At 68.9% G+C, this 23,787-nt stretch carries 12 protein-coding genes and 1 pseudogene; 11 read left to right on the plus strand and 2 right to left on the minus strand.

Annotated features, from left to right (window positions below; translation table 11 throughout):
• Nucleotides 1-63 precede the first annotated feature (63 nt).
• Entirely contained in the window at nucleotides 64-7,035 is a 6,972-nt protein-coding gene (locus BN1193_RS18005) for a DUF7507 domain-containing protein (RefSeq protein ID WP_052460436.1), read from the plus strand.
• Between the two features lie 155 nt (nucleotides 7,036-7,190).
• On the opposite strand, the gene BN1193_RS04900 is transcribed toward BN1193_RS18005, so the two are convergent.
• The gene (locus BN1193_RS04900; RefSeq protein ID WP_040164392.1) at nucleotides 7,191-7,643 is read right to left on the minus strand and encodes a methyltransferase family protein; all 453 of its coding nucleotides are present in this window, start codon (nucleotides 7,641-7,643) and stop codon (nucleotides 7,191-7,193) included.
• Between the two features lie 95 nt (nucleotides 7,644-7,738).
• On the opposite strand from BN1193_RS04900, the gene BN1193_RS04905 reads away from it, so the two are divergent.
• Nucleotides 7,739-9,334 (plus strand): Rieske 2Fe-2S domain-containing protein, encoded by a 1,596-nt coding sequence (locus tag BN1193_RS04905; RefSeq protein WP_040164393.1) that lies wholly within the window; start codon nucleotides 7,739-7,741, stop codon nucleotides 9,332-9,334.
• A 21-nt stretch (nucleotides 9,335-9,355) separates the two neighbouring features.
• On the opposite strand, the gene BN1193_RS04910 is transcribed toward BN1193_RS04905, so the two are convergent.
• Complete coding sequence (locus BN1193_RS04910) at nucleotides 9,356-11,833, minus strand: excinuclease ABC subunit UvrA (RefSeq protein WP_040164394.1); 2,478 nt, start codon at nucleotides 11,831-11,833, stop codon at nucleotides 9,356-9,358.
• A 504-nt stretch (nucleotides 11,834-12,337) separates the two neighbouring features.
• Between BN1193_RS04910 and BN1193_RS04915 the strand changes: the two genes are divergently transcribed.
• The 9 genes and pseudogenes from BN1193_RS04915 (at nucleotide 12,338) to gmk (ending at nucleotide 23,738) form a co-directional block, all read left to right on the plus strand.
• Complete coding sequence (locus BN1193_RS04915) at nucleotides 12,338-13,729, plus strand: HNH endonuclease signature motif containing protein (RefSeq protein ID WP_040164395.1); 1,392 nt, start codon at nucleotides 12,338-12,340, stop codon at nucleotides 13,727-13,729.
• A 525-nt stretch (nucleotides 13,730-14,254) separates the two neighbouring features.
• Nucleotides 14,255-14,788: pseudogene (gene pyrR / locus BN1193_RS04920) on the plus strand (bifunctional pyr operon transcriptional regulator/uracil phosphoribosyltransferase PyrR); the annotation flags it as partial.
• Nucleotides 14,785-15,753 (plus strand): aspartate carbamoyltransferase catalytic subunit, encoded by a 969-nt coding sequence (locus BN1193_RS04925; protein ID WP_040164397.1) that lies wholly within the window; start codon nucleotides 14,785-14,787, stop codon nucleotides 15,751-15,753. The pseudogene pyrR and the gene BN1193_RS04925, both read left to right, overlap by 4 nt.
• A complete protein-coding gene (locus tag BN1193_RS04930) occupies nucleotides 15,750-17,051 on the plus strand; it encodes a dihydroorotase (protein ID WP_040164398.1) in 1,302 nt (433 codons plus the stop codon). Before BN1193_RS04925 ends, BN1193_RS04930 begins: the two co-directional genes overlap by 4 nt.
• Complete coding sequence (locus tag BN1193_RS04935; RefSeq protein WP_040164399.1) at nucleotides 17,048-17,554, plus strand: PH-like domain-containing protein; 507 nt, start codon at nucleotides 17,048-17,050, stop codon at nucleotides 17,552-17,554. The genes BN1193_RS04930 and BN1193_RS04935 overlap by 4 nt, the downstream gene beginning before the upstream one ends.
• Nucleotides 17,551-18,708, plus strand: a complete 1,158-nt coding sequence (gene carA, locus BN1193_RS04940) for a glutamine-hydrolyzing carbamoyl-phosphate synthase small subunit (protein ID WP_040164400.1) — start codon at nucleotides 17,551-17,553, stop codon at nucleotides 18,706-18,708. Before BN1193_RS04935 ends, carA begins: the two co-directional genes overlap by 4 nt.
• Entirely contained in the window at nucleotides 18,708-21,992 is a 3,285-nt protein-coding gene (carB, locus tag BN1193_RS04945; protein WP_040164401.1) for a carbamoyl-phosphate synthase large subunit, read from the plus strand. The genes carA and carB overlap by 1 nt, the downstream gene beginning before the upstream one ends.
• Complete coding sequence (gene pyrF, locus BN1193_RS04950) at nucleotides 21,989-22,837, plus strand: orotidine-5'-phosphate decarboxylase (RefSeq protein WP_040164402.1); 849 nt, start codon at nucleotides 21,989-21,991, stop codon at nucleotides 22,835-22,837. The genes carB and pyrF overlap by 4 nt, the downstream gene beginning before the upstream one ends.
• Nucleotides 22,830-23,738: a guanylate kinase gene (gmk, locus tag BN1193_RS04955; protein WP_040164403.1), complete on the plus strand. Its 909-nt coding sequence runs from the start codon at nucleotides 22,830-22,832 to the stop codon at nucleotides 23,736-23,738. Before pyrF ends, gmk begins: the two co-directional genes overlap by 8 nt.
• The last annotated feature ends 49 nt before the right edge of the window (nucleotides 23,739-23,787 follow it).

Below are 23,787 nucleotides of genomic sequence, written 5' to 3' on the forward strand. Positions count from 1 at the left end.
CCCGTCTTGTTGTGCGCTCTGGGGAGAGCGCCGCAAGGGCCGCCACCATCTTGGGGAAGATTCGTGCACCCTCACAGCACCTCACGCGCGCGAAAGCGCCTTTTTTCAGCGATCACCGGAATCGCGATCGCCGCTCTCGCTGCGGTCGGACTCGGCGCGCTGCCGGCTTCGGCGGCCCCTTCGGGTCAGCGCGGCTACATCACGATTCACAACGAGACCGCCTCGGAGGACCTGGACCAGGACTTCGGTTACACGGTCTCGCCCGCGGCGGGATCGACGACCTCGTTCACCCTGAACGATCACACGTCGGTCGATCTCAATGTGAACTTCGCCGATATCGCGATCTCTCAGGACAGCGCCGAGCAGTCGACGCTGTGGGCGACCGACCTGCAGTCGCAGGTCTGGACGCGCGCCGGGGGATCGAGCGACTGGGTGGTGGTGCCGGGTGTGACGGGTACGCGCGTCGCTGGTACGGACTCGGCCACCAGCGTGTTCGTGATGACTGCGACCGCGGTCGTGCGCGCAGGTTCGCAGACGGCATCCTTCGGCGCACCCACCGGTTGCACGCTGACGGGTATCGCCAGCAACGGTGCGACCCTGCTCGCGGCCTGCGACAACGGCTCTCTGTACCAGTACAACGGTTCCCTCACCGCCGGCGGCACCAACTGGCGGAAGATCACGCTGCCGAGCAATTACGCGGCGCGTGAGGTCGCGATCAACGCGTCGAACAAGGTCATCACGTCCGGTCGGACCACGACGATCAACACCTTCACGCTGAATGCGGCGACCGGCGCGATCACCGGCGGTGTGACGTCCATGTCGGCCGCCAATGCGGGCGTCGCGGTGTCCAAGGCCGGTCGATTCTATGCAGTCAACGCCCTGAACACGACCCCGACCACGTCGTCCGACGGCACGAACTGGACCCAGCTGCCGAAGGCTCGGCAGAGCAGCCGTGTAGCGGCCGCCGATTCCGGCCGTGTGTGGATGGTGAACCCCCGAGGTCAGAGCGGCAACGCCACCGCCCTGGGAACGACCCTCTTCTCCCTGGGTGCAGACGGCACGTTCTACGATGATGAGCGGATCCGCACGGACGGTGGGCACGGGAACACCGTCCACCTGTCCGTCGCCGCGGGGACGTACCACGTTGCCCAGTCGACGCCGACGTCGTGGGTCAACCAGTCCATCGTCTGTGCTATGCCGGACGGGTCGCAGCAGACCTACAACACGACATCCGACGCCGTCGACATCACCGTCGCCGCCGAACAACATGTGGTCTGCACGTTCAAGAACGTCTATTCCGCGTCCGCGGAGAAGATCTCCGCGTCGTGCACCGAGCCGTACCTCGACACGTTCGGAACGGGTAAGCCGAACGTCGTCAGCGCGCTTCCGCCGGGACTCACGTCCTACCACTACAACCCCAAGAACAACGCCGGTGCGGCGACCAACGACGGCTACTACAACGTCGTGACCAACACCGGAACGTCTGCATGGTTTGCCGGCAATTACCAGGACCACACAGGTCAGGCCGACGATGACGGCAACATGATGTTCGTCAACGCCAGTTACAGCCCGGGCGTGTTCTACCAGAAGCGCTTCACCGGAGCGACCGCGAACACCCCCTACACGTTCTCGGCCTGGATCCTGAACGCGAACAACCTGGACATCAAACCGAACGTCACGTTCCAGGTCATTGACCCCAGCGACGGTCACGTGCTGGAGAAGGTCGACACCGATGAGATCAAGACGACCGGCACCTGGGACCAGTACGGGCTCACCTTCTCGACGGACAAAACCGAGTTCATCCTGCAGATGGTCAACAACGCCGTCGGTGGAAACGGCAACGACCTCGCGATCGACGACGTGCGCTTCGGAATCACGTGTGCGCCGGTGACCTTCGCCAAGGTCCTGGACTCGCCGCGCCCGGCCGACAGCGATCAGTACACCCTCGAGGTGCGCGATGCCGCACCGAACGGCCCCGTCCTCGGCAGCACCACGACGACCGGTACTGGTGACACCCTCGCGCAGGGCAGCGTCACCATCATGCAGCCCATCGAGGCTCCGGTGTACCTCGCCGAGAGCAACGCGGGTACGACCAACTGGGATGACTATCTGACGAGCAAGATCACGTGTGTGGACACGACCGGCGCGACGCCGGATCTGCCGACGAATGCGGACTTCACTGCTCCGGTGCGGGTCGCACCCGCGGCGAACGCGAACGTCGAGTGCACGGTGACGAACATCCCGAAGCGGCACACGCTCACCATCAAGAAGACCGCGATCGACACGTCGTACGCGCAGGTGGGGGACAAGATCCGGTACTCGTTCGCGGTGGAGAACACCGGCAACGAGACGCTGACGAACGTCCACGTCGTGGACACCGTCGACTCGCCGTCCGAGCAGACGGGCCTCTCGGACGAGAGCTGTGAGGTCACGACCCTGGCCCCCGGCGCGACGACGACGTGCTACGCGACCTACACGGTCACGCAGGAGGACATCGACAAGGGCAAGGCGACCGACTCGGCTGTCGCCAAGGGCACGCCGCCCAACCGCCCGGAGGTCACCTCACCGCCGTCGACGGAGGAGGTACTGGCCACGCAGGAGCCGGGTATCTCGGTTGTGAAGACCGCGGTGTCGACGGCCCCGGAGGTGAAGCCGCTGTCGGTGTCGAAGCCGGGCGACGTGATCTCGTACGAGTTCCTCGTGAAGAACACGGGCAACGTCACGCTGAAGAACGTTCAGGTCGATGATGTGCCGGCTGCGCCGGGGAACCTCGAGCGCCTCGGGGACATCACGTGCAAGGTCGACCCCTCGGATGACGGCGAGACGCCGGTCGCCAATGGTGCGGTCACGATTCCGGTCGATGGTCAGGTCACCTGTGTCGCGGATTACACCGTGACGCAGGCCGACATCGACGACCCCGACAAGTCGGTCGACAACACCGCGACGGCGACGGGTACGCCACCGAGCGGCCCCAAGAAGACGTCCGATCCGTCGACGGCGCACGTGCCGGTGGTCCAGAGCCCCGAGCTGACGGTCGTGAAGTCGACCTCGACGGAGTCGGTGTCGTCCACGACTGATGTGATCGCGTATTCCTTCCTGGTGAAGAACACCGGAAACGTGACGCTCACGAAGGTGCGTGTGGATGACCAGCAGCAGGCGCCGGCGGTGAACACGGGTCTGAGCGCGATCGTGTGCCAGGCGACGCCGGCTTCGGCCGAGGTCGCCAACGGCGAGGTGACGCTGGCCCCGGGTGAGGAAACGACCTGCACCGCGACCTACCAGGTCGCGCAGGCGGATCTGGATGACCCGGACCAGCTGGTGCAGGACACCGCGGTCGCGTACGGGACGCCGCCGGTGGGCGACGAGGTTCCCTCGAAGGAGTCCAAGGCAAAAGTCCCCGTGGTCCAGAGCCCCGAGCTGACGGTCGTGAAGTCGACCTCGACGGAGTCGGTGTCGTCCACGACGGATGTGATCGCGTATTCCTTCCTGGTGAAGAACGTCGGGAACGTGACGCTCACGAACGTGCGTGTGGATGACCAGCAGCAGGCGCCGGCGGTGAACACGGGTCTGAGCGCGATCGTGTGCCAGGCGACGCCGGAAGCGGCTGAGGTCGCCAACGGTGCGGTGACGCTGGCGCCGGGTGAGCAGACGACCTGCACCGCGACCTACCAGGTCGCGCAGGCTGATCTGGATGACCCGGACAAGCTGGTGCAGGACACCGCGATCGCGTACGGGACGCCGCCGGTGGGTGACGAGGTTCCCTCGAAGGAGTCCAAGGCAAAAGTTCCGGTGATCCAGGACCCGAAGCTGATCATCGAAAAGTCCACCGCGACGACCTCGGTTTCCGCGGCGGGAACGGTCATCACGTACTCGTTCAAGGTGACCAACGACGGAAACGTCACGCTGTCGAACATCGACGTGACCGACGTCAACCACGCACCGGGCGGCGACGAGACCGTGCCGATGACCGAGTGCGGGCCGTCATCCGTCGCGGGTGACCCGAAGCTGACACTGTCCCCGGGTGCGTCGCTGACGTGCACGGCCGAGTATGAGGTGACCCAGGCGGACATCAACGCCGGCGAGATCGTTGACACGGCGATCGCGCACGGGACGCCGCCCGGCTCGACCGAGCCGATCGACTCCAACGAGGACAAGGTCACCGTGCCGGTCCTGGATGAGCCCGGCTTGTCGATCGTGAAGAAGAACTCGAAGGAGACTCCGGACTACAGCGCGGTCGGAGACAAGATCGACTACACCTTCACGGTGCAGAACACCGGCAACAAGACGCTGACGAATGTCCAGGTCACCGACACGCAGGTCGAACCGGCCGTGCAGGAGGGGCTCTCCGACATCGTCTGCGGGCCGTCCGATAACGCGAACGACACCGTGCCGGGCACGCTGTCACCGAAGGCGATCATGGTCTGCACCGCGACCTACACGGTGACGCAGGCGGACCTCGACCACGGTTCGGTGACGGACTCGGCGATCGCGCACGGCACCCCGCCGACCGGTCCGGAGGTCAAGACGCCGCCGTCCGAGGTCACCGTCCCCGGTGTCCAGGACCCGAAGCTGGATGTCGTGAAGACCGCCAAGCAGGATTCCTTCGCGGAACTGGGCGATGTGATCGACTACTCCTTCGTGGTCACGAACATCGGGAACGTCACGCTCTCGGGTGTGAACGTGACCGACGTGCAGCAGGCGCCGGCTCTGGACGCCAACCTGACCGACATCGTCTGCGGTGCCTCCTCGAACGAGGACGACCCCGCCGGAACGCTGTCGCCGGGCGCGAGCCTGACCTGCACCGCGTCGTACACGACCACGCAGGCGGACCTCGACAACGGTGAGGTCGTCGACGTGGCGACCGCGCACGGCACCCCGCCGGGCGGCACACCGGAGAACCCGAAGCCGGAGACCGACTCGCCGCCGTCGGACGAGCAGGTCCCCGCGACCCAGACTCCGAAGCTGGACGTCGTGAAGACCGCCGCGCAGAAGTCGTTCGCCGCCGTGGGTGATGTGATCGACTACACGTTCGTCGTGACCAACATCGGCAACGTGACGGTGACGGATGTGAACGTGACCGACCAGCAGATGCTGCCGGCCATGAACTCGGGACTGTCGACGATCGTCTGCGGTGCGTCCTCGAACGCGGCGGACCCGGCCGGTGCGCTGTCGCCGGGAGCGTCCCTGACGTGCACCGCGTCGTACACGGTGACGCAGGCTGACCTGGACCACGGCAAGGTGACGGACGCCGCCACCGGCCACGGCACGCCGCCGACCGGCCCGGAGATCGACAGCCCGCCGTCGAAGGTCGAGGTCCCCGGTACGCAGACGCCGAAGCTCGCGGTCGTGAAGACCGCGAAGCAGGACAGCTTCGCTGCCGCCGGTGATGTGATCGACTACACGTTCGTCGTGACCAACACGGGCACCGTGACCGTCACGGACGTGTCCGTCTCGGACGTCCAGGTGGCTCCGGCTCAGGACGCGAACCTGTCCGAGATCGTCTGCGGCGCGTCCTCCGACAAGGCCGACGCCAAGGGGACGCTGTCGCCGGGCGCGAGCCTGGAGTGCACGGCCTCGTACACGATCACGCAGGCCGACGTCGACCACGGTTCGGTGAAGGACGCGGCGACCGCGCACGGCACCCCGCCGGGCACGGACGAGCCGATCGACTCCCCGCCGTCCGAGGTCGAGGTGCCCGGTACGCCGACGCCGAAGCTCGAGGTCGTGAAGACCGCGAAGCAGGACAGCTTCTCGGCGGTCGGTGACGTGATCGACTACACGTTCGTCGTGACCAACACCGGTACCGTGACGCTCACGGGCGTGTCCGTGAGTGACGTCCAGGTGGCTCCGGCGCAGGATGCGAACCTCTCCGCGATGGTCTGCGGTGCGTCCTCGGACAAGGCCGACGTCGAAGGGACCCTGTCGCCGCGCGCGAGCCTGGAGTGCACGGCCTCCTACACGATCACGCAGGCCGACCTCGACCACGGTTCGGTGACGGACGCGGCGACCGCGCACGGCACCCCGCCGGGAACGGACGAGCCGATCGACTCCCCGCCGTCCGAGGTGGACGTCCCCGCGGAGAGCAAGCCGGCGCTGGCGATCGACAAGAAGACCTCGACGACGACGTTCGCTCACGTCGGTGACGAGATCTCCTACGAGTTCGTCGTGACCAACACCGGCAACGTGACCGTCAGCGGCATCGTCGTCGACGATCAGCAGATGCTGCCGGCGCAGAACTCCGGTCTGTCGAAGATCGTCTGCGGTGCGTCCTCCAACGAGGCCGACCCGGCACTGACGCTGTCCCCGGGCGCGTCGCTGACCTGCACCGCGACCTACACGGTCACGCAGGCGGACATCGATCACGGCGACGTGACCGACCGTGCTCGGGCGACCGGTCAGGACCCGGACGGCAACGACGTTCCGTCGAACTTCGACAGCGTCACGGTGCCGGGGACCCCGGTGCCGACGCCGACCCCGACGCCGACGCCGACGCCGACGGAGACGGCCACGCCGACGCCGACGCCGACGGTCACGCCGACCCCGACCCCGACGCCGACGGAGACGGCCACGCCGACCCCGTTGCCGACGTCGACCGCGTCGCCGACGCCGGTTCCGACCGCCACGCCGACGTCCACGCCGCTGCCGACGACCGGTACCCCGGACCTGCGTCCGCTGGGGCTGGCCCCGCGGCTGCTGGTCATGCTCGGCGCGGTCCTGGTCGCGTGCCGGGGACCCCGGTGCCGACGCCGACCCCGACGCCGACGCCGACGCCGACGGAGACGGCCACGCCGACGCCGACGCCGACGGCCACGCCGACCCCGTTGCCGACGTCGACCGCGTCGCCGACGCCGGTTCCGACCGCCACGCAGACGTCCACGCCGCTGCCGACGACCGGTACCACGGACCTGCGTCCGCTGGGGCTGGCCACGCTGCTGCTGGTCATGCTCGGCGCGGTCCTGGTCGTGCGAGCACGGATCGCGAGCCGCCACTGAGCGGGAGGTGATCCCCGGCCCGGTGCCGGGGATCGCCCGATGAACTGAGGCCCACCACTCCGATCGGGGTGGTGGGCCTCAGATCGTTCCCTCGGCGTCTCGCCCAGCTCGCCACCGGCGGGGAGTCGACGGGTCCGATCCGCAGTTCTGCGCCGCCACGAAGGCGTGCGAGACGGTTCGGCCGGGTCTGGCGCTGGCTCAGACGGCCGGCAGCCCGATCCAGCGGGGCGTGCGCGAACGGTAGCGGCGGTAGGAGCGGCCGAAGCGGGAGTCCAGCGCGGCCTCTTCGGTCGGGATCTGGGTCCGGTCGATGACCGCGACGAAGCCGACGACGGGCACCAGCGCGAGGACGGAGCGGCGCACGATCGCGACGGCGACGAGTGCGCCCGTGATCGCGAGGTACATCGGGTTCCGGGTCCACGCGTTCACGCCGGTGGTGACCAGATGCCGAGCACGGTCCGGATGCTCCGGGTCGATCGTGGTCCCGGCCCGACGGAAACCGCCGACCGCGACGAGACCGAATGCGCCGGACGCGATCAGGACCGGTGCGGCGAGGATCCGACTCCCTCGGGTGGACCCGCGGCCGCGGGTGAGGAGCAGCTGCGAACCGGCGGCGATGGCCGCCCAGACCGGGGGAATGATGCGAACCATTCCCGCACCCTACGCCGCTTTCTCACGGCGGTGTTCAGGACCTCCTCACGGGCGACGCCGTAGACTCGTCAGGTTCGACACGCAGGAGGAGCAGCATGCGGATCACGGGACTCGGCCACGCCGGGATGTTCATCGAGACGGCCGGGGGCAACATCCTCGCGGACCCCTGGGTGAAGCCGGCGTTCTTCGGATCCTGGTTCCCGTTCCCGGATAACCGCGGCCTCGATTGGGAGAAGTACGGCCGCGAGGCGGACTTCCTCTACGTCTCGCACCGCCACCGCGATCACTTCGATCCGTGGCTGCTCGAGACGTACGTGTCCAAGGACATCGAGGTGCTGCTGCCGGACTACCCGACCGATGACCTCGAGCAGGACCTGCGCAAGCTCGGCTTCACCAACATCACCTACACGCAGGCCGGCGAGATCATCGAGCGCGGCCCCCTGCGGATCATGGTGACGCCCCTGCGTGCCCCCTCGGACGGCCCGATCGGCGACTCGTCGCTGTCCGTCGATGACGGCACCGCCTCGATCCTGAACCAGAACGACTCGCATCCGCTGGACCTCGAGGCGCTGCTCTCGTTCGGCAAGGTGGACGCCTACTTCACGCAGTTCTCCGGAGCCATCTGGTGGCCGATGGTCTACGACCTCCCGTTGGAGGCGAAGCAGAACTTCGCCCACCTCAAGCGCGAGGCTCAGCACAAGCGCGCGATGTTCTACATCGAGAAGGTGGACGCGCCGCACGTGTTCCCGATGGCCGGTCCGCCGATGTTCCTGCGCGACGACCTCATCGACTCCAACGGCCTCGGCCGCAATGAGTCGGTCGGCATCTTCACCGACCAGGTCGAATTCCTCGCGCGGATGAAGGAGGAGGCCCCGAAGTACGACGGCCACGTCTTCATCCCGGGCACCGTGATCGAGCTGCAGGGCTCGGACATCACCGTCGAGCAGACCTTCTACAGCCAGGACGAGATCGACCGCATGTTCGCGGACAAGTGGGGTTATCTCGAACAGCAGCGCGCCACCCGTCAACAGGAGATCGCCGACGAGGTCGCCTCGCGCGCCGAGGTCCTGGAGCCGGCCGAGATGATGGCGGCCCTGAAGGAGTGGTGGGAACCGCTGATGCGTCGCGCCCGCATCATGCGCAACGGCATCGGGGGCCCCGTCCGGTACACGATCGGCGACCTGGACATGGTGGTGGACTTCCCGAAGGCGAAGATCCGCGAGTACGCGGGGGAGGAGTGCGCCTTCTGGTTCCGCATTCCCGCCGACCTCGTCTCCACGAACATCCGTGATGGCGAGATCGACTGGTCCAACTCGATCTTCCTGTCGATGCAGTTCCAGACCGCGCGCATCGGCAAGTTCAACGAGTTCATCTACACCTTCATGAAGTGCCTCTCGCGCGACCGCATCGAGTACACCGAGAACTGGTACTCCGAGCAGTCCGACCAGACCGAGGACGCTGAGATCGGCGACTGGGTCGTCCAGCGCCGCTGCCCGCACCTGCGCGCGGACCTCACGAAGACCGGCAAGATCGACGAGGACGGCGTGCTCACCTGCTCCCTGCACGACTGGAAGTGGGACCTCAACACCGGCAAGTGCATCACCACGACGGGGCACCCGATCCGCTCGCACCGGATCGGTGACGAGCTGACGCTGGCCGCGACGGCTCCGGCGAACCCCGCCGACGTCTGACCCGGCGCTCGGGCGACGGGGTCAGCCGCGCCCAGCGAGGTGTGCCGCGAGCCAGGGTGCCGTGGGCGTGCTCGCCGGGGTGCCGGCGAGCGCGGCGAGCTCCCGGGGTGAGCCGGCGAAGACGATGCGCCCGCCGTCATCGCCACCGCCCGGTCCCATCTCGATGACGTGGTCGGCGTTGGCGAGCAGGTCCAGGTCGTGATCGATCACGATCACCGTCGCGCCGTGGTGCACGAGGCGGTCGAGGGTGCCGATCAGCGTGCGCACATCGCGGGGATGCAGCCCGATGGTCGGCTCGTCGAAGATGAACACCTCGCCGTCGTGACCTCGGCTGAGTTCGGTGGCCAGCCGAAGGCGTTGGGACTCCCCGCCGGACAGCGACGGCGTCGGTTCGCCGAGCGTCAGATAGCCGAGGCCTACATCCGCCAGGGAGCGCAGGGTGCGCTTCGCTCCGGCGGGTCCGTCCCAGGACCCGATCGCGTCGCTCACGGTCAGTGCGAGCACGTCGGCGATCGAGCGTCCCGCAACGGTGACCTCGAGCGTGGGGTCGGTGTAGCGACGGCCTTCGCACGTCGGGCAGTCGATCTCCAGGTCCGGCAGATACTGCAGGTCCAGGCTCAGGGAACCCAGCCCATCGCAGGTTGGGCACCTCCCGCCACCGGTGTTGTAGGAGAACCATCCGGCGTTCCAGCCGCGCTCGCGTGCCAGCGGGGTGGCTGCGAACTGCGCTCGCATCTTGTCGAAGACGCCGGAATAGGTGGCCGGCGTCGAGCGGGCGTTCGCGCCGATCGGGGTGGCGTCCGAGACGACGACCCGGGTGAGAGAGCCGCTGTCCAGCGCGGTCACACTCGGGGGCAGGGGAGCGTGCTGCTCGCGCGCGGTGAGGGCGGCGGCGAGAGCCTCGATGACGAGGGCACTCTTGCCGGCGCCGGATACACCGGCCACCACCGTGAGGCGCTCGCGCGGAAAGCGCGCGGTGACATCGTGCAGCGTGTGCAGGTCGCCGACCGTGATGGTGATCGCGGGCTGGTCCTCGGTCACCGGAAGGAGGTCGCGCACGGGGTCCGCGCCCTCGCCGCGCAGGCAGGGCGCGATCACCGAGTCCGGGTCCGCGGCGACGGCGTCGGGAGTCCCGTGCGCGATGATCCTGCCGCCGTTCTCGCCGGCGCCGGGGCCGATCTCGATGAGGTCGGTCGACGCCCGCAGGACGGCGACATCGTGGTCGACGACGACGAGCGTGTTGCCGTCACCCACGATGCCGTGCATCGTATCGATGAGGCCGGCGACGGCGGACGGGTGCAGGCCGACCGTCGGCTCATCCAGCACGTAGAGCATTCCGGTCGTCTGGCGCATCGCGGTTCCGGCCAGCTCGATGCGCTGCCGCTCGCCGGTGGAGAGCGTGTCGCCGCGCCGGCCGACGGTGAGGTAGCCGAGGCCGAGCGTCAACGGAGCGGTCGCGGCCTTCGCGAGTTCGTCCGCGAGCGTGAGGGCGGACGGTCCGGTCGCCCGCAGTTCCTCGGCGAATGCCGGGATCTCGCTCAGGGGCATGTCCAGCAGTTCCGGAAGCGATCGGCCGAGGAGCCTCGAGGCGCGCGCGGCCGGCCCGAGTCCGGAGCCGTGGCATTCCGGACACGTCCGTGCGGTGAGAAAGCGGCGCGCCGAGGTCGCGGTGCCGCGGGACCGGCGCGAGTGGCCGAGCGTGCGTGCGGAGTCGACCGCGTTCTCGTACTTCGCATCGAGCGGGAACGCGCGTCCGGCCTTGCTCGTGATGAGCACGTGCTTCTTCACCGGCGGGCCGTGCAGCACGATGTCCTGCTCCTGGTCGGTCAGGTCTCGGAACGGCACGTCGGTCCGGACCCCGAGTTCTCGCACGACGATGGGCATGTGACGTCGTCCGGTCGCGCGCCAGGAGGCGACGGCGCCCTGGTCCAGCGTGAGGTCGGGGTTCGGCACGAGCGCGGTCTCGTCCACGTCGGTCACGGTGCCGAGGCCGCCGCAGCGGGGACACGCGCCGAGTGTCGCGGGGGAGAAGGACTCCGCCGACGGCAAGGGGAACTCCGTGCCGTCGATCGGACAGGTCAGGCGCTCGGTGACCCACGCCGCGGTGGTCGTCTGCACGAGGTGGCCCTGCGGGCACGGGTGCGCGCCGAGCCGGCTCATCGAGAGGCGGAGCACGGCGCCGAGCTCGGTCATCGAGGCGACGGTGGAGCGGGGACCGGGCAGCGGTGGGCGCTGAGGGAGAGCGAGCGCCGCGGGGATGTACTTGATGGAGCGGACCTGCGGCCGGGCGGCCTGCCCGATGCGTCGTCGTTGGTAGGTGGAGAGCCCGTCGAGGTAACGGCGCGACCCTTCCGCGTACAGGACGCCCAGAGCGAGCGAGGACTTCCCGGAGCCACTGACCCCGGTGATACCCACGAACGTCCCGAGCGGAATGTCCACGTCCACGTCCCGGAGGTTGTGCACGCGCGCGCCGCGGACCTCAATGGATCTCGGGTTCATGCGCGCACGTTACCAACCAGGTTCCGGTTGTGCGAGAGGGGGCCGGGGTAGGTTTTCGAGGTCCCAGGGTTTTCTTGGTTGGCCGGTGATTTCGGGGCGGTCGATCGCGTCTCGTTCGCGTCCTGCGTCACGGGGTTCCGTTCGTCCATCGGCGCGCTGCCCTCGGGATGGTGCGGTCCGGCGCGCGTGGTCCTGCCGGGTTCGGACCCTGCTGCGGTTCGAGGGGCAGCGTGGCTGGCGTTTTTTTGGCTTAAGACGCGCACGTGGATTGTTGCCTTCGCGACGCCCTCTCGCGTTCCCGGCGTGCTGGCACGCCGGCTCGCGTTCCGGCCTCATCTCTCGCGCCGTCATTGCGGTCGCCCAGCGAGCATCAGCGAGACGTCGCGTCGTGGGTCCGCGTCGCGGAACGAGGTGAAAAGAAACTCATCTCCACAGGCAAGAAATCAATCCACAACCTGGGGAATACGTCCTCGGATGTCGGAGGTCCGGCGTAAAATATGGGTTATGAACACGTCGATGGAACGGACTCGCGAATCGATGGCTCACGCAGTCGCCGACCTCCGCTCCATCCTCACCACCGACGCCCTCGACACCGCCGCCCGAGACGACGTGCTCCGCTTCCTGACCGGAGTGGGTGATTTGTACCGGCAGGTTGAAGCCACCCTGGTGATCGGCACCGGTGTCATCGAGAAGCGCTCCGCATCTGCGGAGCGCTTCGACGTTTCCAGCGACTGCCGCTCCGCCAATGAAGTTCTTCAGCGCACCACCGGTGCCGCACCGACCACCGTCAAGCGGTGGAGCCGGCTCTCGTCCACCATCAAGCCCGAGCGCACGCTCGCTTCGGGGGAGGTGCGAGCGGCTGAATTCCCCGCATTGCGCGAAGCACTCACCACCGGTGCGATCGGAGCCGACGGCCTCGAAGCCGCCACCCGACCCCTCCGCGAGATCAAGGACCGCGTCGACCCGGCCGACCTCGCGGAGGTGGATGACGTTCTCGCGGCGATGGCCACAACGAGCGGTGCGCCGGTGATGTGCGACACCCTCCGTGACGCCTCGCTCCGCCTCGCGACCGAGCTCGACATCACCGGCCCCGAGCTCGAGGAAGAACAGGCCATGCGCGGCCGGTCACTCCGGATCGGGGTCAAGCGCAACGGGCTCGTCCCGATCCAGGGGAACCTGATGGTCGAGACCGCTGGCGCCCTGAGCGTTCTGCTGGATTCGATCAACAACCCGCACGGCAAGCCCGCAGGTGTGAAGTTCCGCCCCTCCGATGGAGAGGACGACAGCACGGACGTGCGGACGATGGCCCAACGCAACCACGACGCGCTCGCCACCATCCTCGCCGCGGTTCCCGGAGCGCCAGATCTGCCACTCAACGGCGGCAACGCTCCGGTGCTGGTGATCCACGCGACCGAAGAGACGGTGCGTACCGGTGCGGGCTGGGCATCGATCCCCGGCGCCGATGGAACCGGCACGGATGTTCCTGTCCCGTTCGCGGCCGCGGAGCACGTCGGATGCTGTGGCACGGTTCAGCGGCTCGCCAGTGCGGCGAACGGGAAGATCATCAAGCTCACCGTCGCCTCGCGGGTCTTCAACACGGACCAGCGGAGGGTGATCATCGCCCGCGACCGGTCCTGCGTCATCCCGGGATGCCACACCCCGGCACGGTGGTGCGAGATCCACCACGTGACCGAATGGGCCAACGGCGGCAAGACCGACGTGAGCAACGGGGTCCTGATCTGCTGGCATCATCATCGGTTCTTGGAACGGATGGGCTGGGCGATTCGGATGAACGACGGCGTCCCCGAAGTGCGGCCACCGGACTGGATCGACCCCATCCAGGCGTGGCATCCGACTGGCCCGCGGGCCGTTGCCCGGCCGAAGCGGGGTGCGTGATGTCCGGGGAGAGCTCTGCCCACAGCGTGGTCACCTCCGCCAGGCGCCTCGCGACGATTCGTCTTGCTGGCGCTCTCTCATCGACCGCGGCGCGAATGGTGGATGGCGCGCGGGGTGGGGCCGGTGACCGGCTGGGGAACGGGGGAGCGGGAGCGGGGGCTGTGCCTTCGGAACGCGAGACGGCGACGCGAGCCGAGTCGTCCCCAACGGTCATAAGCCAAGAACGCAACCCCGCCGGAACCGGCAGCGCCGGACGGCCGGTGGAACGCAGGACCCCGGCGCACCCGAGGCGACCACCGCAGGGGCCGCGCGCCGATGCGCGAACGGCACCATCTGCATGACCCGTGCCGTCATCAGCAAAGAGAACGCCAGCTCGCTGGAACGCGACGTATCCCGGACGGCGAGCGACGGGGGACCAGCCGGCCGACGGACACCGGTCAGAGTCCACTCCGCCACGGCGATAGGATGGACGACGGCATATGAAGCAACCTTTAACACCGTCCGGAGAGGCGGAGAAGGGAGCGGCACATGGGCACTCGAACCGTGCTCCACGAAGCCGACATCTCGCGGGCGTTGACCCGCATCAGTCACGAGATCATCGAGTCGCATCGCGGCGTTGACGGACTCGTCCTCCTCGGCATCCCGACCCGCGGCGTCACTCTCGCCCGCCGGATCGGCGCCCTCATCACCGAGATCTCCGGCACCACGGTCCCGGTCGGCTCGCTCGACGTGACGATGTTCCGCGACGACCTGGCCAGCCAGCCGACCCGCTCGCCGCGCCCGACCGAGATCCCGTCCGGCGGCGTCGACGGCAAGACCGTCGTCCTCGTCGACGACGTCCTCTTCTCCGGACGCTCGATCCGCGCCGCCCTCGACGCCCTCCAGGTCGTCGGACGCCCCGCCGCCGTCCGCCTCGCGATCCTCGTCGACCGCGGACACCGCGAGCTGCCGATCCGCCCCGATTTCATCGGCAAGAACCTCCCCAGCGCCCGTGACGAGCGCGTCCACGTCCGCCTCACCGAGAACGACGGCACCGAAGAGGTGACGATCGAATCATGAGGCACCTCCTCGACACCGCCACCCTCTCCCGCGAGGACGCCCTGCGCATCCTCGACGTCGCCGAGGACATGGTCGACACGCAGTCCCGCGAGATCCGCAAGCTCCCGACCCTGCGCGGCAAGACCGTCGTCAACCTCTTCTTCGAGGACTCCACCCGCACCCGCATCTCGTTTGAAGCCGCCGCCAAGCGCCTGAGCGCCGACGTGATCAACTTCGCCGCCAAGGGGTCGTCCGTGTCCAAGGGGGAGAGCCTCCAGGACACCGCCCAGACGCTGCAGGCGATGGGCGCCGACGCCGTCGTCATCCGCCACGGCGCGTCCGGCGCACCGCGCACCCTGGCCACGAGCGGCTGGATCTCCGCCGGTGTCGTCAACGCCGGCGACGGCACGCACGAGCACCCGACGCAGGCCCTGCTGGACGCCTTCACGATCCGCAAGCGCACCTTCGGCACTGACAGCCGCGGCCGCGACCTCGCCGGACTCCGCGTCACGATCGTCGGCGACGTCCTGCACTCCCGGGTCGCCCGCTCCAACGTCTGGCTGCTGAACACCCTCGGCGCCGAGGTCACCCTCATCGCACCACCGACCCTGATCCCGCAGAACGTCGCGGGCTGGCCGGTGACGATCGGCTACGACCTGGACGCGGCGATCGCCGACGCTCCCGACGCCCTCATGATGCTCCGGATCCAGGCCGAGCGCATGAATGCCGCGTATTTCCCGAACGAACGGGAGTATTCGCGCCGCTGGGGCCTCGACCCCGCGCGTTTGGCGGCGCTGCCGGAGGGTACGATGGTCATGCACCCCGGACCCATGAACCGGGGCCTGGAAATCTCCGCCGCAGCAGCCGACTCCGCCCGCTCGACCGTTCTCGAACAGGTCGCGAACGGCGTCGCCGTCCGAATGGCCGCGCTGTATCTGCTGCTCGCGGGCGAACGACCCGGTGACAACAGAGAGGAGCAGCGATGAGCGACGCTCTTCTCATCGTCGGAGCCCGCATCGAAGGCGGCGACTCCGCCGACATCCTGGTGCAGGACGGGACGATCACTGAGGTGGGCACGGGACTGTCCGCCGCCGGCGCTCGCACGATCGACGCCGACGGACTGATCGCCCTGCCCGGCCTCGTCGACCTGCACACGCACCTGCGCGAACCCGGCTACGAGGCGTCCGAGACGATCCTCACCGGAACACGCGCCGCGGCCGCGGGCGGCTTCACGGCCGTCTTCGCCATGCCGAACACCTCGCCGGTCGCCGACACCGCCGGCGTCGTCGAGCAGGAACTCGCGCTGGGCGAGGCCGCCGGTTACGCCACCGTGCAGCCGATCGGGGCCGTCACCGTCGGGCAGAAGGGGGAGCGGCTCGCCGAGCTCGGCGCCATGGCCGCCTCCCGCGCCAACGTCCGCGTCTTCAGCGATGACGGCTTCTGCGTCTTCGACCCGCTGATCATGCGCCGGGCCCTCGAGTACGTGAAGTCCTTCGGCGGTGTCATCGCCCAGCACGCGCAGGACCCGCGTCTGACCGAGGGCGCGCAGATGAACGAGGGAGCGGTCTCGGCGGACCTCGGCCTCGCCGGCTGGCCCGCGGTCGCCGAAGAGTCGATCATCGCCCGCGACGTGCTCCTCGCCGAGCACGTCGGCTCGCGCCTGCACGTCTGCCACCTCAGCACCGCCGGTTCGGTGGACATCATCCGCTGGGCCAAGAAGCGCGGCATCAACGTCACCGCCGAAGTCACCCCGCACCACCTGCTGCTGACCGAGGACCTCATCCGCGGCTACGACCCGCGCTTCAAGGTCAACCCGCCGCTGCGCCGCGAGGAGGACGTGCAGGCGGTCCGCGAGGGCCTCGCCGACGGCACGATCGACATCGTCGCCACCGACCACGCACCGCACCCGGACGAGGCGAAGTCCTGCGAGTGGGCCGCCGCCGCCAACGGCATGGTGGGCCTGGAGAGCGCGCTGCGCGTCGTCCACACCGCGATGGTCGAAACCGGCCTGCTGGAGTGGACCGACGTCGCCCGCGTGCTGTCCAAGACGCCGGCCCGCATCGGTGGCCTCGCCGGTCACGGCACGGACCTGGCCGCCGGCCAGCCCGCCGAGATCACCCTGTACGACCCGAGCGCGGGCGGCGTGTTCACCACGGACGACCTGCGCGGCCGGAGCGTGAACTCGCCGTACCTGCAGCGCGAGCTGCCGGGCTCGGTGCGCTGGACGATCCACCGCGGACGACCGACACTGGCCGATGGAGAGCTCGTGGAGATGACCTCGTGACCAAGGAAGGCGCCGTCCTCGTGATGGTCGGCGTCGCCGCACTCATCCTCGTGCTGATGCTCTGGGGCTGGCGACGACGAATCCGGCGCGACGCCGGCCTGACCGCTCCGACCGCTCCCATCGCGGGCGCCTCGCGCGCCATCGCGAACGGGCTCTACGTCGCCACCACCGCGCACGACGCTCCGCTGGAGCGCCTTGCGGTGAAGGGCATGGCGTACCGCGCCAAGGTCGGCGTCGACGTGCTGGACGGCGGCGTGCGCCTGACCATGCCCGGCAGCCCGATCGTCTCGATCCCGGCCGCCGCCCTCGTCGGCGTGGACCGCGCCACCGTCGCCATCGACCGCGTGGTCGAGCGCGACGGGCTGGTCCGCATCTCCTGGCGGATCGCGCCGGACACGATCGTCGACAGCTATCTGCGCCTGCAGCAGACCTCTCCCACCGAACTCATCGCCGCGATCGAGACCCTGATCCCGGCCACCGCAACCACAGGAACGGACGCATGACCCTGCTTCCCACCGAACCCGCCGTCCTGGTGCTCGAAGACGGCTCCCGCTATCCGGGTGCCGCCTATGGCGCCCGTGGCACCACCCTCGGCGAGGTCGTCTTCGCCACCGGCATGACCGGCTACCAGGAGACGCTGACCGACCCGTCCTACGCCGGCCAGATCGTGCTGCAGACCGCACCGCACATCGGCAACACCGGCATGAACGACGAGGACCCGGAGTCCCGTCGTATCTGGGTGTCCGGCTACATCGTGCGCGACCCCTCCCGCGTGGTGTCGAACTGGCGCGCGGACGAGTCCCTGGACGCCGCCCTCGAGCGCGACGGCATCGTCGGTATCAGCGGCATCGACACCCGCGCCGTCACCCGACGCATCCGCGACGTCGGTTCGATGCGCGGCGGCGTCTTCTCCGGCGACGCCGCGGCGATCGACCCGGACGAGCAGGCTCGTCTGGTCCGCGAGGCACCGCAGATGGCCGGACAGAACCTGTCCGCCGAGGTGTCCGTCTCCAGCCCCGAAGTGATCGAGGCCACGGCGGAGAAGATCGGCAACCTCGCCGTCCTCGACCTCGGCGTCAAGCGCGCGACGCTGGAGAACCTCGCCGCCCGCGGCTTCGAGGTGCACGTGCTGCCGCAGGCGTCCACGTTCGCCGAGATCGCAGCCATCGAGCCGGTCGCGGTGTTCTACTCGAACGGCCCCGGTGACCCGTCCGCGTCGGACGCCGCCGTCGCCGTGCTCCGCGAGGTGCTGGATGCGGGCCTGCCGTACTTCGGCATCTGCTTCGGCAACCAGCTGTTCGGCCGTGCCCTCGGCCTCGGCACCTACAAGCTCGGCTTCGGCCACCGCGGCATCAACCAGCCCGTGCTGGACCGCACCACCGGACGCGTGGAGATCACCGCGCACAACCACGGATTCGCCGTGGAGGCTCCGCTGGACGGCCCGTTCGCGAGCCCGAACGGCTACGGTCAGGTCGAGGTCAGCCACATCGGCCTCAATGACCAGGTCGTCGAGGGATTGCGGGCACTCGACATCCCCGCCTTCTCGGTGCAGTACCACCCGGAGGCGGCGGCCGGACCGCACGACGCCAACTACCTCTTCGACCGCTTCCGCGACCTGGTCATCGCGCACCTGAACGACAAGAAGGACAGCAAGTAATGCCGAAGCGCGAGGACATCAACTCCGTCCTGGTCATCGGATCGGGACCCATCGTCATCGGCCAGGCGGCCGAGTTCGACTACTCCGGAACTCAGGCCTGCCGCGTGCTGCGCAGCGAGGGCGTCCGCGTGATCCTGGTCAACTCCAACCCGGCCACGATCATGACCGACCCGGACTTCGCCGACGCGACCTACATCGAGCCGATCACGCCCGAAGTCATCGAGACGATCATCGCCAAGGAGAAGCCGGACGCGATCCTGCCGACCCTGGGTGGCCAGACCGCGCTGAACGCCGCCATGGCGCTGGACAAGCTCGGCATCCTGGACAAGTACGGCGTCGAGCTCATCGGTGCGAAGGTCGATGCGATCGAGAAGGGCGAGGACCGCCAGATCTTCAAGGAGCTGGTCATCGAGGCCGGCGCCGAGGTCGCCGCGTCCGTGATCTGCCACTCGATGGACGATCTGCTCGCCGGTGCCGAGAAGCTCGGCTACCCGCTCGTGGTCCGGCCCTCCTTCACGATGGGGGGACTCGGTTCCGGCTTCGCCTACAACGAGACCGACCTGCGTCGCATCGGTGGCGCCGGACTGCACGACTCGCCGACCGACGAGGTGCTCCTGGAGGAGTCCATCCTCGGCTGGAAGGAGTACGAGCTCGAGCTCATGCGCGACACCGCCGACAACACGGTGGTCGTCTGCTCCATCGAGAACGTCGACCCGGTCGGCGTGCACACCGGTGACTCCATCACGGTCGCACCCGCGCTGACCCTGACCGACCGCGAGTACCAGAAGCTTCGCGACATCGGCATCGACATCATCCGCGCCGTGGGCGTGGACACCGGTGGCTGCAACATCCAGTTCGCGGTGAATCCGGACAACGGTCGCATCATCGTCATCGAGATGAACCCGCGCGTCTCGCGCTCGTCGGCCCTCGCGTCGAAGGCCACCGGCTTCCCGATCGCGAAGATCGCCGCGAAGCTCGCCATCGGCTACCGCCTGGACGAGATCCCGAACGACATCACGCGAGTCACCCCGGCGAGCTTCGAGCCGACGCTGGACTACATCGTCGTGAAGGCCCCGCGCTTCGCGTTCGAGAAGTTCCCGGCCGCCGACGCGACCCTCACCACCACCATGAAGTCGGTCGGCGAGGCGATGGCCATCGGCCGCAACTTCACCACCGCTCTGCAGAAGTCGCTGCGTTCGCTGGAGAAGCGCGGTTCGGCGTTCCACTGGGGTCCGGAGCACCGCTCCGTGGAGGAGCTGCTGGAGATCTCCACGGTGCCGACCGACGGTCGCATCGTGGTCCTGCAGCAGGCCCTGCGCAAGGGCGCGACCGCCGAGCAGGCGTTCGAGGCCACGAAGATCGACCCGTGGTTCCTGGACCAGATCATCCTGATCAATGAGGTCGCCGAGTTCGTGCGCACCGCCGCCGAACTGGACGAGGCCACGCTCCGCCTCGCCAAGGACCACGGCTTCAGTGACGCCCAGATCGCGCAGCTGCGTGGCGACAGCGAGGAGGAGGTCCGCGGCGTGCGTCACGGCCTCGGCCTGCGTCCGGTGTACAAGACGGTGGACACCTGCGCCGGCGAGTTCCCGGCGCTGACGCCGTACCACTACTCGTCCTACGACTCCGAGACCGAGGTCGCTCCGTCCGAGCGCACGAAGGTCGTCATCATCGGGTCCGGACCGAACCGCATCGGTCAGGGCATCGAGTTCGACTACTCCTGCGTGCACGCCTCGTTCGCCCTCGCCGAGGCCGGCTACGAGACGATCATGATCAACTGCAACCCGGAGACGGTCTCGACCGACTACGACACCTCCGACCGGCTCTACTTCGAGCCGCTCACGCTGGAGGACGTGCTGGAGATCCTGCACGCCGAGGCGCAGTCCGGCACCATCCTCGGCGTCGTCTGCCAGCTCGGCGGACAGACCCCGCTCGGTCTCGCGCAGGGCATCCAGGACGCCGGGTACACGATCCTCGGCACCAAGCCGGAGGCCATCGACGCCGCCGAGGAGCGCGGCCTGTTCAGCGACATCCTCGACGCCGCCGGTCTCGTCGCCCCGCGCCACGGCACGGCGGTGGACGTCGATGGCGCCGTCAAGGTCGCCGAGGAGATCGGTTACCCGGTGCTCGTCCGCCCGAGCTTCGTGCTGGGCGGCCGCGGCATGGAGATCGTCTACGACACCGCGAGCCTGCGCGATTACTTCGTCCGCATGGACGGTCAGGCGATCATCGGTGAGGGTCGTCCGCTGCTCGTGGACCGGTTCCTCGATGATGCGATCGAGCTGGACGTGGACGCGCTCTACGACGGCGAGCAGCTGTACATCGGCGGCGTCATGGAGCACCTCGAGGAGGCCGGCATCCACTCCGGTGACTCGAGCTGCACGCTCCCACCGATGTCGCTCGGCCGTACCGAGATCGACCGCGTCCGGGCCGCGACGCTGGGGATCGCGAAGGGTGTCGGCGTCCGGGGTCTGCTGAACGTGCAGTTCGCGATCTCCGCCGACGTGCTCTACGTGATCGAGGCGAACCCGCGGGCCAGTCGCACGGTGCCGTTCGTGTCCAAGGCCCTGGGCATCCCGCTCGCGAAGGCGGCCAGCCGGATCATGGCCGGCTCGACGATCGCCGAGCTGATCGAGGAGGGCCTGCTGCCCGCCCAGGACGGCTCGCGGGTCCCGCTGGACGCGCCGGTCGCCGTCAAGGAGGCCGTGCTGCCCTTCAAGCGCTTCCGCACCGCGGAGGGCGAGACGGTCGACTCCGTGCTCGGCCCGGAGATGCGCTCCACCGGTGAGGTCATGGGCATCGACCGCGACTTCCCGACCGCGTTCGCGAAGAGCCAGACCGGCGCCTACGGCGGCATCCCGCGCGAGGGCACCGTGTTCCTGTCCGTCGCGGACTCGGACAAGCGCGCCGTGCTGCTGCCCGCGCACCGCCTGCAGCAGCTGGGCTACCGCCTGGTCGCCACGGAGGGCACCGCCGAGGTGCTCGCCCGCAACGGCATTCGCGTCGAGGTCGTGCAGAAGTACAGCGCCACCAGCGGCACCGGCGAGCGCAACATCGTCGACCTGATCAACGACGGCGAGATCGACATCGTCGTGAACACGCCGAGCGGCATCTCCGCCCGTGCGGACGGGTACGAGATCCGCGCTGCCGCGGTGGCCGCCGACAAGGCGCTGTTCACCACGATGGCCGTCCTCGGTGCCGCCGTGTCGGCTCTGGACGCCATGGGGGATCCTTTCCAGGTCAAGAGCCTGCAGGAGTACCAGAACGACCGGGTCGCCTCATGACCGACCGCACCTTCGGCACCCGCGTCCGCGACATGATCGCGGAGCGGGGCCGGTTGTGCGTCGGCATCGACCCGCACGCCGAGCTGCTGGAGTCCTGGGGGCTGGAGCAGTCGGCGGCCGGCGTCCGCGAGTTCGGACTCCGCGTCGTGGAGGCGACGGCGGATCGGGCCGGGATCGTCAAGCCGCAGGTGTCGTTCTTCGAGCGCTTCGGCGCGACGGGCTTCGCCGCCCTCGAGGACGTCATCCGGGCGGCGCGGGACGCGGGTCTCGTCGTGATCGCGGACGCCAAGCGCGGCGACATCGGCACGACCACGACCGGGTACGCCCAGGCGTGGCTGGAGCCGGGCGCTCCGCTGGAGTCTGACGCGCTCACCGTGAACCCGTACCTCGGCGTCGGTGCGCTCGCGCCCGCGTTCGAGACCGCACAGCAGCACGGCAAGGGCCTGTTCGTCCTCGCCGCCACCAGCAACCCGGAGGCGGTGGCGCTGCAGAACGCGCGCGCGGCCTCCGGTCGGTCCGTCTCCGCGGAGGTGATCGCGGAGGTGTCCGCGTTCAACGCCGCCCACACGCCGGGGGGCGCGTGGGGGAGTATGGGCTTCGTCATGGGTGCCACCGTCGATCTCGCCGCACGCGGGATCGCGGACGCCATGACACCCCCGGCGCCGATTCTGGCGCCGGGCTTCGGGGCGCAGGGTGCGCGGCCGGAGGACGTGGGGGACATCTTCGGCGCACTCGCGCCGACCGTCATCGCGGCGGAGAGCCGCGGGATCCTGCGTGCCGGACCGGACGGGATCGCCGCTGCGATCCGCACGCGCATCGAAGAACTGGAGGTTGCTCGTGGCTGAAGGACAGCGTCCCCCCGAGGTTGATCGGATCGCGGCGTCGCGGAAGGCGGTGGCGGCTCGGCGCTCCCGAGCCGCGCTGAAACGGGACATCACCATGCGCGTGGCTTCGCCGCAGGAGGTGGTTCGTCGTGCGTTCGCCGATGCCACCAGCTCGGCCGGCACGATGCGCGTGACGGAGTTCCTGACCGCGATTCCGGCCATCGGTGAGGGCAAGCGCGATCGGATTCTGGCGGATCTGGAGATCTCGCCGGTCAAGCGTCTCGGCGGACTCGGGGCGCGTCAGCGTCGCGACCTGATGACGTGGCTGAACGGCCGGCTCCCCGAGCCCGTTGCGCGGGACGGACGCAGCCGACTCCTGGTGCTCGCCGGCCCCACCGCGGTGGGCAAGGGCACCGTCGCTGCGAAGATCCGGGAGACCCACCCGGAGATCCACCTGTCCGTCTCAGCGACGACGCGCGCGCCGCGGCCGGGTGAGCAGGAGGGTGTGCACTACTACTTCGTGGACGATGCGGAATTCGACCGGATGATCGCCGACGGCGAGCTGCTGGAGTACGCCACGGTGCACAACTCGCACCGGTACGGCACGCCGCGCCGACCGATCGAGGAGGCCCTCGCGGCCGGCAAGACGGTGCTGCTCGAGATCGACCTGCAGGGCGCACGCCAGGTGCGCGCCGCCGAGCCGTCCGCCACGCTGATCTTCCTGCTGCCGCCGACCTGGGACGAGCTCGTCGACCGCCTGGTCGGTCGCGGGACCGAGGATGAGGCGGAACGCAGCCGTCGCCTGAAGACCGCGCGGCGCGAATTGGCCGCTCAGGGCGAGTTCGATCACCGTGTCGTGAACGCCGATGTCGCCACCGCGGCGGCCGAGGTCGTACAATTGTCCGAGGCGTCCGCGCGCTGAGTCCACCCGCGCGCGTGTTCGCCAGCGCTCATCCGCCGAATCCAGGAGG

It is taken from the genome of Microbacterium gorillae (genome assembly GCF_000826185.2).
Lineage (GTDB): Bacteria > Actinomycetota > Actinomycetes > Actinomycetales > Microbacteriaceae > Microbacterium > Microbacterium gorillae.

Coding starts and splice junctions, on each gene's coding strand:
- BN1193_RS04900 (WP_040164392.1), bottom strand. CDS start 7,643: ATGGTTCGCATCATTCCCCCGGTCTGGGCGGCCATCGCCGCCGGTTCG.
- BN1193_RS04905 (WP_040164393.1), top strand. CDS start 7,739: ATGCGGATCACGGGACTCGGCCACGCCGGGATGTTCATCGAGACGGCC.
- BN1193_RS04910 (WP_040164394.1), bottom strand. CDS start 11,833: ATGAACCCGAGATCCATTGAGGTCCGCGGCGCGCGCGTGCACAACCTC.
- BN1193_RS04915 (WP_040164395.1), top strand. CDS start 12,338: ATGAACACGTCGATGGAACGGACTCGCGAATCGATGGCTCACGCAGTC.
- BN1193_RS04925 (WP_040164397.1), top strand. CDS start 14,785: ATGAGGCACCTCCTCGACACCGCCACCCTCTCCCGCGAGGACGCCCTG.
- BN1193_RS04930 (WP_040164398.1), top strand. CDS start 15,750: ATGAGCGACGCTCTTCTCATCGTCGGAGCCCGCATCGAAGGCGGCGAC.
- carA (WP_040164400.1), top strand. CDS start 17,551: ATGACCCTGCTTCCCACCGAACCCGCCGTCCTGGTGCTCGAAGACGGC.
- carB (WP_040164401.1), top strand. CDS start 18,708: ATGCCGAAGCGCGAGGACATCAACTCCGTCCTGGTCATCGGATCGGGA.
- pyrF (WP_040164402.1), top strand. CDS start 21,989: ATGACCGACCGCACCTTCGGCACCCGCGTCCGCGACATGATCGCGGAG.